Origin of the sequence: Zhongshania sp., assembly GCF_047636175.1 — a bacterium.
In the GTDB taxonomy this organism is placed as follows: Bacteria; Pseudomonadota; Gammaproteobacteria; order Pseudomonadales; family Spongiibacteraceae; genus Spongiibacter.
Window position 1 is genome coordinate 58,240 of sequence record NZ_JBLIKC010000011.1, and the last position, 12,197, is coordinate 70,436.

Below are 12,197 nucleotides of genomic sequence, written 5' to 3' on the forward strand. Positions count from 1 at the left end.
CCTTGAATACCTAGACTCACCCTAAGCAATCTTATCCGCATGGCCCTTGACTGCGCTATTGAGATCTTCGACAGCAAGATTTTCCCAATGCCAGTGACACCGAGAAACAGCGTAATTCCAACTAAAAATCTCTATCGCTATATCATTAGTAATAACAATTAGACTGTGGAAAGCCTTAATGTATTTCACCCCACCCTTCTATCAGGGATAATGCCCGCCTTGATCTTGACCACCCTTAGGAATCCAACATGACACTTCAACGCCTCCGCCTAGCTAAAAATGAAGATAAACGTTTGCGTAGCGGTCATTTGTGGATCTACAGCAACGAAATTGACGCTGCTACAACGCCACTGCGCAATTTCACTGCGGGTGAGCACGTCATCGTCGAAAATCAACAGGGCAAAAATCTGGGTGTCGCCTATGTGAATCCGCAATCATTAATTTGCGCCCGACTCTTGAGCAGTGACGAACGCCCCATTGATGTTAACTTCTTTAAAAAACGCATCAAATCCGCGCTCGCCCTTCGTGAAGCATTATTCGAGCATCCCTGCTATCGCCTCATCTACGGTGACAGTGATTTACTGCCGGGTCTTATTGTGGACCGTTTTGGCGATCACCTGGCGGTACAACTCAATACCGCCGGCATGGACGCTATGCGTGACATTATTATCGAAGCCTTAGTGCGAATGCTGCAGCCGCTATCCATTCTACTGCGCAACGACTCCCCTGTTCGCAAGTTGGAAGGCCTTGAGCTAGAAGTCGTCACCGCCTACGGTGAAGTGCCCGAGGAAGTCGAGCTTATTGAAAATGGTGTACGCTTCTTAGCACCCCTGGCAGCCGGCCAGAAAACCGGCTGGTTCTACGACCAGCGGCCCAATCGTGAATGGCTGCGCGCATTAGCACCCGGCAAGCGGGTATTAGATGTTTTCAGCTATGTCGGCAGCTTTGGAGTTCAGGCGGCAGTCTTCGGCGCCAGCGACGTGTGGTGTGCAGACATATCTGAAACCGCGCTAGATATGGTACACAAAAACGCTGAACTTAACGGCGTGGCCGACAAACTCAGCACGGTGCAAGGCGATGCATTCACCACGCTGAAATCATTAAAGGAAGCCGATGAGCGTTTCGATATCATCATCGTGGATCCACCGGCATTCATAAAACGCAAAAAAGATCAGAAGGAAGGTATTCTCGCTTACCGCCGCATAAACGAAATGGCAATGCGACTGTTAAATCCAGACGGATTTCTTATTTCCGCATCTTGCTCAATGCATATGCCAAGAGAAGAATTGCTAGATCTAGTGCGCGCATCCGCTCGCCATATTGACCGCCACGCCCAAATTCTTGCGGAAGGTATGCAAGGGGCTGACCACCCTGTGCACTCAGCAATACCGGAAACTCGCTATTTGAAATCGGTACTAAGCCGAATTTCCCGCGTCTAAGGTTTTTCACGTCCCCGCCGCGGCACATAGCTAGCCTCGGTGAGGGGTATGACGACAACTAACAACCTAAAGTTGGCTGTTTTAACTAGGTTCTCGAAGCCTTTTTAAGACGCTTCACTTTATACATCCGCTGGTCGGCACAGTTAAGTAGCGCCTCACAATCCTTGGCGTGAATCCGACAAATTCACCACACTGTGCTCTTTCTCAAGGTATATTTGCCGTATTTAAGCGCCAGCAGCTCTTGCAGAATCTGCTTGATACGCTGCTCTCCGCGTTTTGCATCGCCGTCATTTTTGCTGTCGCGACTAATGAGGCGAAACTCATCATGTCCCACACATGCCACCGTGTTAGTCGCGCACACTCAATAACGCAATCTACGAGTGAACACCTCTAATATCTCATCTCCAAAATGATGACCATAATCATCATTGGTCTTTTTGAAATCACTAAGATCGACAAAAAAAACAAAAAAAACCACCACCATTTCTTTCAGAATTTACTATTTCTGACTTCAAAAACCCAAAAAAATGATGTCTATTAATCGCATCAGTTTGGGTATCGTGATTAGCCTAGCAATGATGTTCACGGCGCTGTTTGAGTAGGTTAGTACGTAAGGTTTTAGACATCTCGCTACAATAAAGTGCGACAAATACGATGAAGCTATGAGTGGTTAAAATGCTGACATAAAAGGGCAATGCCGTTATCGACATAAGGTATCGCCTTTTGTATCGGGAGGCCAATACGCGGGCCTGAAAACAGCAATGACCAGGATAGCAACGTTAAAACTCCCCAAGTTACCCCCGCTTTAAAATCGATACTGATGGTTGCCACCGCGGGAAAAATTATTAGGCAAATAGCAGCGGACGGTAAAATCCCACCGGTTATCACTGACAGATAAATCAACACCAAGCTGAGAAAAGCCATAAGTGTATTCACAGCAAGAGCGTGATGTTTCAATCCTCGCAGGATATAAATCGATAGCAGGACGCCAATACTAACAACCGCGAATAAACCACGTACCGTGTGTAAATCTCGCGCCCTGTAAAGATATATGCGTCAAAGAATTATCGAAAACGATAGGTCCTTAGTAATAATAGACCCATTTTCTCGCTCGTGAATGGCCTGCGCGTTTTAGAGTAATGAATAGCAAGCCAATCACATATCCCTAGAACACTATTTAAAATCTGCCGAGCTATGCCGTTCCATCACCTGCTTGTCTTCTGGTCCCCAGACTCGATTCACCCTGATCCCGCGCTTCACTGCCGGACGCTCTGCAATTTGATTCGCCCAGCGAAGCACATTGGTATAGGAGCTAACATCAAGGAATTCAGCCGCGTCATATAAATGTCCCTGAACCAGAGCCCCGTACCAAGGATAAGTGGCAATATCGGCAATGGTATAACCGTCGCCGCAGAGGTAGTCGCAATTAGATAAATGCTTATCCAGCACGTCTAACTGGCGCTTCACCTCCATAGCATAGCGATCAATGGGGTACTGATATTTTTCAGGCGCATAGGCATAAAAGTGACCAAAGCCGCCACCCAAAAACGGCGCACTGCCCTGCTGCCACATAAGCCATGACTGGCAAGCGGCACGAGTGGCGGCATCTTTAGGATAGTAGGCGTCAAACTTCTCAGCCAAATAAAGCAGGATTGCCGCCGACTCAAAAACTCGAATCGGCGGATTCACGCCGCGATCCAGCAGGGCGGGAATCTTAGAGTTGGGGTTAATCTCAACAAAACCGCTTGCGAACTGCGCGCCATCGCCAATATTAATGGTGTAAGCGTCGTACTCGGCGGCACTGATACCAAGCTCAAGTAACTCCTCTAACATCACGGTTACTTTTACGCCATTTGGCGTTGCCAAGGAATGCAACTGCAAGCCGTGCTCGCCTACAGGTAACGCCTTGTCATGCGTCGCGCCAGATATCGGTCGATTAATATTACTGAATTTACCAGCGTTTTGATTATCCCACTTCCAAACTGCTGGCGGGGTGTAGCTATTAGAATCTGACATTGAAAAACGCTCCCATTAGATTGCATAAACCTCGGATTTTAAGGCTAATTCTGCTGATGACCGGCGATCTAGCACCACTGAGCATACTTTATGCCCTGTTGCGCAAGCACTATTAAATAACGCCTAAAACTGCGACACACCTTATGACAGAGTCACGTAAATTAACTCATTTGTCACTGATGATGCAAAATGTGCAGCCCGCAGCGTAATTTCACATGCCATCAATTCTTATCTCTACCCAGGGTATCGGCGCTAAATCACACCAAGCACCTCTACCATTTCACATTCAAGAGCTGCGCTTGATAATCTGGTGACCGCATCACACGATGCTGAACTTTCTGATAGCGCGGACCGTAGCGATTTTTATAATGGGTAATTTTTTTGGTAGGTTGCCGGCCCCATGGCCTCAATTTGCAAATCAACCATCTTAAGAAATGCAGGTAAAATAGCTGAATAATCTCGATCAGGCAGCAAGCTATTGAGAGCAGCCACGGCGGCCTCGATAGTGGAAAGACCATCCACTCTGGGTGATTTTCTAATCTTATATTGAGATGCCATCTCTGCCTGAATGGCGATACAGGGCAAATCCTTCAGCCAGGGATTTAAATGTATCAGGCGAGCAACTTTGCGCCACGTACCGTCTAATAAAATAATATTTTTGATGTTTTCACTCCCCAGCTTATCTGCAGTGATCGCGCGTTCAGAGGGGAAAACCAACACACTTTCTTCCTGCCACGCCTGCCCGATAATCACAGCGGGATCAAAGAAGTCCCCCACCACACGTACAGCACCCGCAATAGATTTTTCTAATATTGGCGCAGAGGATAAAGCGTGTTTGGCTTCTTTTACGTCCTGTAAAATAATCAGTCGATAAGGGCAGGTCATAGTCACAAGGGTATCGCACAAGCAGGTTTTACGAGGTCGGTCGCAGCCTTCACACACAGCGCAATTCACCATACTGCCACCCCCTAGTTAGTTAGAACCGCTACAATAACGAATGCACGCCGACAGTATCAGGCCTTCCGTTTTTAAACTCCGAGTAAAACCCGCCTTCGGTAAATGACCTTGAACATCGCCCTGAGATAGTCTTTGACAGACTATTTTTTCCGCGCTGCCTTTCTGGATTTACTGGCTACCTTCGCTGGGGCTGGTCGCTCTGCCGCGCGCTCAAGCCAAAACAAGGCATCTAAATAATTTATATAACGACTTAAATATTGCGGTGATACATCCCGCATCGATGTTAAGGCTTTAATGGCGAGCATTTGCGGATTGAGCGGGCCAGGGCTTTCCGGCGCTTGCTGAATAGCTAATTCTACTCTTTTTACTATTGAGCGACGCTGCTGAGTAAGCTGCATTTGCCGGCTAGATTTTAAGGGCCTCTGTCCGCCTGTGACCGCAGCGCCGTCTCGCTCAGTGGACATGTCTGCTGTAAACATAGCGCCAGCTACACTCAGATTTTCCTGCTCGTTTAATGTGCGCTCCAAAGCGGATGTCGTCGAATCTACAGGCACTTGTTTTTGATCTAATAATTCCCGCAGCCCAACTAGCTTTGCAATCGAGCCTTGAACGCCGCAGGCCGACGCGTGCTCAGTTAAACTCTCTCGCTGCGCAGCGGCCGCATGTTGATCTGCTTTATAGAGAGTTAAGGCCGCTCTAATTTTTTCTTCTAGAATGTTCTGCACTGGACCACGCTTGGTGGCAGCTCTTTCAAGCAAAGACTCGATAAAACGAAATCGCGCCGAATCAAAGCGATGCGCCTCTGTTTCTCGCAAGCCGGCTAAATCCTGCTGCAACTTATAAAGCATACCCTAAGGCGCCTTTTCTATCGTAGTGGCCACCTTCGGCACCGGCGCCATTTCTACTCGTCGATTTTGCGAGCGGCTATCGCTGTCGCTATTCTCTACCACCGGCTGCTGCGCGCCAAATGCCGCCGCAAATACCATATCTGCCGGCATTCCCTCGTCGATCAGAGTGCGAGTTACCGTAAGCGCTCGCTGGGCAGACAACTCCCAGTTGTCACGGAAATGTAAATTACCTTTCTGAATGGGTAGGTCATCAGTGAAACCACTGACCATAAGCAATTGCTCATTATCACCCAGATACACCTGCAGGGGCGCCCGCAGGGTATGTAGCAGCTGTCGTCCCTCTTCCTGCAGCTCGGCAGAATTCGAGGAGAATAAAACGTTGCCGCTAATGCCAATTTTACCATCGCGCAAAGTAACTCGACCGGTGGCCAGCGGATCAGCCAATGCTTGCTCTAGGGCTAAGCGCCTCTGCTCCGCCACTTCTCGCTTGTGTATTTCTTTCTCTAAAGTTTGTGACAACTCCAGCTGAAACCCCAAGGCCCAAACTAGCAATAATACAAACACACCTACGAGACCCGTCATCAGGTCGCCAAAGATGGCCCAAATAGGTGGTTCCTGATCTAAGCCATCATCCAACTCAGAGATACTCACGCCGGTGCGTCCTCTTCAGCAATAACGGCGCGGCTACTTAAGGTTTGTAATTGAGTGATGATTTCTTGATGAGATAGCATATTGTGGTCGATAATTTCCCGCGCCTGAGCAACGTAATACGCCATTTGCTCATCGCTGCGCTCGCCGCTGCCCTGCAAGCCGGCCTCGACTTTTAAGAGGGTCTCTATCAAGCCCCCATTAGCATCGCTGAACTGGGAAACAGCGCTTGCAAAAGCATCACCCAAACTCGCCAGCTCCGCGCTGCCGCCCTCAAAGTGCGCGACAATAACAGACAACTTGCTAGATTGTTTTTCTACACTATCGCCAAACCGCTGACTGATATCCGCAAGTAAACCTGAGGAATTAGCGAGGATACTTTCTACCGCTTCACGCTGGCCCAGCGTCGACTTCTGCAGTGAGTCAGACAAACCATTCAACTGCGTCATCAATTCCCGACGCTCATCTAATAGACTATTGTCGCGCTCACTATTCTCATTCATTTCGGCGCGCAATTTGCTCATGATTTCTGCAGCGATACGCGGCGTTTCAGACGCTGACTCAATCAAACGCCCCATTGGCTCTTCAAGCGCATGCGCCAAATTTGCTAAATGCTCTGCAACTGCGGCTTGTAAATCTGTTAAACGATTGACCGCTGTCTCGCCACGCTGCTCTTCCAACACCTGCAGGCTTTGCAACTCTGATTTTATGGTGGCCGTCATATCGCCCATACGCTGCTCATAGCTATCAAGCCAATCACTCTCACTGCGAGTGCGCGCCGCCACCAACTCTTCGGATGCGGATAGTAATTTAGTGAACTCCGTTGTCAGCGCTTGCGAACCAGCGCGGGCATTGCTAGTGAGAGTCTCAGCGCTGCTGCGCAGCAACTCTGCACTTTGATCAAACGCCGTCGACCAATTTGCCAGACGCTCTTGCTCAGCGGACTGCTGGGTCGCCACCCAATCTTCACTGACTGCATTAAAACTGTGAAGCAGAGATTGTGAACTATTTTGAAATTGGTCGGCGAGCTGAGCAAACCGTTGATCCATAGTGGCGAGCAAGGACTCACTACCCACTTGCTGCGCATTCACTGCCCGCTGCCAGGCGCTGTTAAACTCATCCGAGGTATTAAGGTAACGGGCGTCTATACCTTGTAAATGTGCCTCGGCGGTGGCCTGTAAATGCTGCTGGCTACTCTTTAAATCGTCACGAATATCACTAACAAACGCAGATACTACCGGCGCAATATTCTCGCCAGCAAGACGGCCGCTGTCGGCAAGGCTTTGCTTCAAAGAGGCGTCTACCGAATGTGCAAGTTCGGTATATTGTTGCTGCGCCGCCGCGTGAAATTGTTCTTGGCTGCGCACTAAAGTACTAGCCAGATCATCACCCATACGACCGAGCCGGTCAGCCAATACAGTCAACTGCTCAGCCACTGCGGGCAAGGCCTCTGCCTGTGATTGCATGGCCTGATAACTTTGGCGACGCTGCTGACTCAATGAAAATGGTTTAAACACCGTGCTCATGCTGGTATCTAGTTGCCGCGATACCTGCAGGCGCTCACGACGGCTTACAGTTGAGATCAAGCCCAGCATCGCCGACGCCGAAACCCCCGCCACCGAGGTGGCAAAGGCCATACCGAGCCCCTTGATCGGCGCTGCCAAACCGGCGCGAACTGCCTCTAGCTCGTTGGTACCCTCTAGCGCCACTACGGCGCCCTTGAGCGTAACGACCATACCAATAAAGGTACCCAACAGCCCGAGCATAACCAGCAGACCGATGATGTAGGGACTTAAGACAGGGGCAGGCAAGCCCACATACTCGCCTTGAACACGCTGGCGAACCGCATTGCGCAGAGTGATGGGAATACCCACCAGCCAGGACTCTAAGTCTTGCAAGGAATCGTCAACGCTAGATAAGGCCTTGCTCAAAACCACGCTCGCTTGCTGATAGCGCACTAATTCTGCGAAGCCTACCGAGTACGCAGCCGCGATAAGTAAGGTTACGCCCAGGGCGAGCGCATTGCTGCCAACAAAGGCCGACGCCATCCACACCACTACAATTGCGCCTAAGACAAACGCTATTACCGATATCATTCTTATCATTAGGTTTTCTCTACTTCAAATTCTAGCGCTTCTATTAAGCCGATCACCGGCAGCAGTCGCAATTCTAATTCGGCCAACAACACCGCCTGCATTTCGCGAATAAAACGATCCAACCACTCGCCTTTTTGCAACCAGCGGGCCGTTTCGGTCTGTGCTGAGTTCGCCGATACGGGCTCTAAATCACTATTTTCAGAGGACATATCGCGGTATTGCTGATTTAAAAAATAAAACCGTTTAGCCAGTAAATGTGGAATACCGGCAAAAGCACGTCGACTAAAATCGCCCATGGTATCTGCCATACTGCTATCCAGTGTCGCCAATTGGGCGAGCTGATGCGAACGACCCGACATAATCTGCTGCAATTGCCGCCGCAGCGTCACCACCTGATGATCCATTTCACTTTGATGCAGCGAGTAAAACCGCTGGTAAGCCACAAAGCCGGCATTGGGGTCATCGAGAGTGTCTCGATTGGGTCGCGGCAGAATAAAGGGCGACGTGCTTGCTTCGGAGCCGCCCTCGCCCTCCAGTACAAAACTGTTAATAATAAAGGCCAGCATCGCTGCCCGTGTCTGCATAAACACGTCATTCGCGTCGCTGTCGCTGTGCGCTGCGGTAAACGGTTTCTTTTTTAGCCCCCGCAGCGACTCAGCCAATACAATAGCATCTGACAAACTGATCAATTCGCCGAGCTTATCGGCAAACTGGGCATTGTTATGGTCACCGTCCACCACCGCCAGATCAAGCAAGACGCGCTGAAGCCGGGAGCTTGTTAGCGAAACTGGGTTCATAACATCCTTAATGAGGACAAAATCACGCCGTCACCGCAGCGCGAGAGTAAATCGACGCGAATCTTGGCACGGCCAGACAGGAAAATCCGATTAGCGGAACCGGTTAAGGCTAGTCAAACTGCCTCGGCACAGCTACTTTTGGCGACTAATTATCACTATTTTACCGCCAACTTCAAGGATTAGACGTCAGATAGCCACAGCCAACGCTAGGCCCAGTATTAGCCCCAGAGCATTTCCCCCCGAGGCCAGCAAATTTAAGGCGCGTAGGTGTCCTTTAAATAATCCATGATATCCACCGACTCAAACATGGCAACGTCGGTATTTGGGTCAATTAGATAAGGTACCTGCGAACGGCCCGTTAACTCCCGCAAACGAAGGCGATTGGGGCTGGTAATCGGCGCGTCAGAAAACCAGCGCAATCGCACTATCGGCGGCCCCACCTCTTGCCAACGCGACTTGGCAAAATTACGAAGTAGGTAGGGCAGCTCTAACTCCGTAAGCAGCTCACGCACTGGCCGAGAATAGGGGCTAGCTTCAAAACTATATAATTCCAAGGGCTGTTCAGCCGCCAACGACGGCATTGCGTTCATGCCGCGAACACCGCCGATTGAGCGCACTGCGGTGGCCGCCATTGACCCAGAAAGCGCGAGTTGCCGACGCAGACCACGCGGTGACCGCCGACGCGCATCGCCGTAATTTTTATAGAGATGATCAATAATATCAGCTGATTCCAAGAGTTTGTCACCAGTATTGGGATCTATCAGCAGGGGGAATTGACTCACACCACTGATATCTAGCGCCTCTGGACGAAAGCGCATGCCGCCCACTGGGCAGGGATAAACAAGTGCATCTAAATCTAATTCGCTCAAAACTTCCCTAACCAAGCGGCAGTAGGGACAGGCCTCAAACTCATAGAGCACCAGCATTTGCTCAGGCTGCCGAGTTTTAGTACCACCAAATGCCATTGCACCGCGCCAACCTCGCACCGAGCTGGCCACCGCTGAACTGAGTAAATCAAACACCGTTACAATTCCTCCGTTTGAAAAAATATTTATGTAGCGGCAGCTTACGCATAATATGGCGTGTTAGGGCAATATTAATTTATAGATACTCCCTAAAGTAGGGAGATAAATAGCTTATTAATCACTATAGTAAGCCAAAAATTATAGGCGCTATCCCGCCGCGTTTATTCCAAGCTCTCCTAGGACCACCTCAGACTATGCCAAAACTCAATGATTCTTTAGAACTGCCCTGCGGAGTAATACTGCCAAATCGACTTTTAAAGTCGGCCATGACTGAAGGCCTAGCGAATACCAACGATCAGGCCACACCTCGCTTATCGACATTGTATAGGCGCTGGGCTGAGGGCGGCACGGGCACACTCATTACCGGTAATGTTATGGTTGACCGCCGCTTTCTTGAGCGTCCCGGCAATGTTGTTATAGATGGCAATGGCGGCGAAGCGGCACTACAGGACTGGGCAAAAGCCGGCACCTCAGCGAATAATCAGCTATGGATGCAAATCAATCATCCCGGACGTCAATGTCAGCGCCAAGTGTCCGCAAGACCACTGGCGCCCTCTGACGTCGGCATAGATCTTGTTGGGATGTTTGGCAGGCCCACGCCAATGACCGAAATTGACATTCGTCACACCATTAACCGCTACGCAAAAGTCGCAGCTACCGCCAAATCCACAGGCTTTACCGGCGTTCAGATACACGCCGCACACGGCTACCTTATCAGCCAATTTTTATCTCCGCTGGCAAATATTCGCAGCGATCAATGGGGTGGCTCGCTTGAAAATCGTGCGCGCTTTCTGCTTGAAACCGTCGCGGCAGTGCGCGAAGCCGTCGGCGAGCATTTCGCTATTTCCGTCAAACTCAACTCCGCCGACTTTTCCAAAGGTGGGTTTAGTCATGAAGACAGCTTAAAGGTTGCCCAGTGGCTCTCTGATGCTGGCATCGATTTACTAGAAATATCAGGCGGCACCTACGAAAAACTCGCGCTCATGGGCGATAAAAGTGACGACACTAGCGCCGAGTCTAGCCAACATAGAGAAGCCTATTTTCTAAAATATGCGGAAGGCATTCGCAAAGTCACTAAAATCCCTCTCGCCGTTACCGGCGGCTTTCGCAGTCTGGCCACCATGCAACATGCGCTGGATAGTGGCGCAATGGATGTTGTTGGCCTAGGTCGGCCACTGTGTTCGCAAGCAGACATCCACGCTCTGCTCAATGGCGAGCAAGCTAGTCTGCCAAACTGGGAGAAAGAACTGCGCCTGGGGCCTGGCTGGCTTGGCCCACAAAGTAGTAATCAAAAAATCCGCACCCTTAACTTTGGCGCCGCCACCCAGTGGTATTACCGGCAGATTATTGATTTGGCAGAGGGCAGAGAACCCAATACCCACACCGCCGTGCTGCGAGTGATGCTCAAACATATGATTGCTGAAAGACGGATGGCAATGAATCGAGTAAAGTTGCTAACACAGGGATAGCCGCTACCAAGCGTCAAACCAGAACAGATATATTCCGGCCGCCGAGAACTTAGCGCTTTGCGGAGAAGGCGCGAGCCTCACTCGCAATCGCGGTGGCATCGCAAATCACACTGCCATGGCCAGGATATATCGTTTCAATTTCGAGCGCCGCTAAATGCTCTAGCGTGTGCTGCATCTGTTTACGGTTAGAGTAAATTGCTGGCACCACAACGCGCTTCTGTGGTCCGCTACCCAGCAAAGTGTCACCGGTAATAATACTTTTACTAGCCGAATGATAGAAACAACAGGAATCCCAAGAGTGACCCGGCGTATGCAGTAGCTCCCAGCCGACAAAGCCAGAAATACTATCGCCGCCTTTTAATCTTAGTACTTGGTCAGCGCCTTCCCTTGCCCTATCCAAGCCGCCAATAAACTTTGGCTCTAAACGAGCAGCGTGATTACGAGAACGATTAAAGTACATTGACCAAGATCGTCGCCGAAAAAGTTCGCGAATGCTTGTCGCTATGCGGATCAAGACACCAGCGGGGTCATTCAGAAATTTATGCACACTCCGACTCGATCCATATGGCGCATAAACAGGAGCACCACAAAGACCAGCCAGCGCCAACACACCGCCGTAATGATCTGGATCATCGTGGGTAAATGTAACGGCTTTAACGCAATGAATGGGGTATTTTAAATCTGACTCGATAAAACCCAGTACGTAGCGATGACAGGCCACCGCCACATCAATCACCATCAGTTGCGGTTCGCCGTCGCGAATGTCTTCAATAACATAGCTATTAGACAGCCGCGTTTTGACTTGGTGAATCTTCATCCGAATCGCCTAATTATTTTTACTACAATGCTTGCGACATTATTCACTTCACTTCGCGAAACTAAACCCATTCAACGCACAGCTA

12 protein-coding genes are annotated in these 12,197 nt (G+C 50.0%); 2 read left to right on the forward strand and 10 right to left on the reverse strand.

The window, feature by feature from the left end:
• Positions 1-248 precede the first annotated feature (248 nt).
• On the forward strand, positions 249-1,439 hold the full coding sequence (locus tag ACI955_RS08470) for a class I SAM-dependent rRNA methyltransferase (protein WP_415243308.1): 1,191 nt from the start codon (positions 249-251) through the stop codon (positions 1,437-1,439).
• A 184-nt stretch (positions 1,440-1,623) separates the two neighbouring features.
• On the opposite strand, the gene ACI955_RS08475 is transcribed toward ACI955_RS08470, so the two are convergent.
• The 9 genes from ACI955_RS08475 to ACI955_RS08515 form a co-directional block, all read right to left on the reverse strand.
• On the reverse strand, positions 1,624-1,773 hold the full coding sequence (locus tag ACI955_RS08475) for a hypothetical protein (RefSeq protein ID WP_415243309.1): 150 nt from the start codon (positions 1,771-1,773) through the stop codon (positions 1,624-1,626).
• Between the two features lie 27 nt (positions 1,774-1,800).
• On the reverse strand, positions 1,801-1,923 hold the full coding sequence (locus tag ACI955_RS08480) for a diguanylate cyclase domain-containing protein (RefSeq protein ID WP_415243310.1): 123 nt from the start codon (positions 1,921-1,923) through the stop codon (positions 1,801-1,803).
• 689 nt (positions 1,924-2,612) lie between these two features.
• On the reverse strand, positions 2,613-3,455 hold the full coding sequence (yghU, locus tag ACI955_RS08485; protein ID WP_415243311.1) for a glutathione-dependent disulfide-bond oxidoreductase: 843 nt from the start codon (positions 3,453-3,455) through the stop codon (positions 2,613-2,615).
• Positions 3,456-3,818: 363 nt separating this feature from the next.
• Positions 3,819-4,412: a tRNA-uridine aminocarboxypropyltransferase gene (locus ACI955_RS08490; RefSeq protein WP_415243312.1), complete on the reverse strand. Its 594-nt coding sequence runs from the start codon at positions 4,410-4,412 to the stop codon at positions 3,819-3,821.
• 140 nt (positions 4,413-4,552) lie between these two features.
• Complete coding sequence (locus ACI955_RS08495) at positions 4,553-5,260, reverse strand: DUF2894 domain-containing protein (protein WP_415243313.1); 708 nt, start codon at positions 5,258-5,260, stop codon at positions 4,553-4,555.
• Positions 5,261-5,263: 3 nt separating this feature from the next.
• Positions 5,264-5,911, reverse strand: coding sequence for an OmpA family protein (locus ACI955_RS08500; protein ID WP_415243314.1), 648 nt, complete (start codon positions 5,909-5,911; stop codon positions 5,264-5,266).
• On the reverse strand, positions 5,908-8,013 hold the full coding sequence (locus ACI955_RS08505) for a hypothetical protein (RefSeq protein WP_415243315.1): 2,106 nt from the start codon (positions 8,011-8,013) through the stop codon (positions 5,908-5,910). The genes ACI955_RS08500 and ACI955_RS08505 overlap by 4 nt, the downstream gene beginning before the upstream one ends.
• Positions 8,013-8,801, reverse strand: a complete 789-nt coding sequence (locus ACI955_RS08510; protein ID WP_415243316.1) for a DUF3348 family protein — start codon at positions 8,799-8,801, stop codon at positions 8,013-8,015. The genes ACI955_RS08505 and ACI955_RS08510 overlap by 1 nt, the downstream gene beginning before the upstream one ends.
• Before the next feature lie 254 nt (positions 8,802-9,055).
• Entirely contained in the window at positions 9,056-9,823 is a 768-nt protein-coding gene (locus ACI955_RS08515; RefSeq protein ID WP_415243317.1) for a glutathione S-transferase N-terminal domain-containing protein, read from the reverse strand.
• A 197-nt stretch (positions 9,824-10,020) separates the two neighbouring features.
• Between ACI955_RS08515 and ACI955_RS08520 the strand changes: the two genes are divergently transcribed.
• Positions 10,021-11,295, forward strand: coding sequence for an NADH:flavin oxidoreductase/NADH oxidase family protein (locus ACI955_RS08520; protein WP_415243318.1), 1,275 nt, complete (start codon positions 10,021-10,023; stop codon positions 11,293-11,295).
• Between the two features lie 49 nt (positions 11,296-11,344).
• Here the strand turns inward: ACI955_RS08520 and ACI955_RS08525 are convergent, their stop codons facing one another.
• Positions 11,345-12,112 carry an MBL fold metallo-hydrolase gene (locus tag ACI955_RS08525; protein WP_415243319.1) on the reverse strand — a complete coding sequence of 256 codons (768 nt, stop codon included), beginning with the start codon at positions 12,110-12,112 and terminating at the stop codon, positions 11,345-11,347.
• Positions 12,113-12,197: the final 85 nt, after the last annotated feature.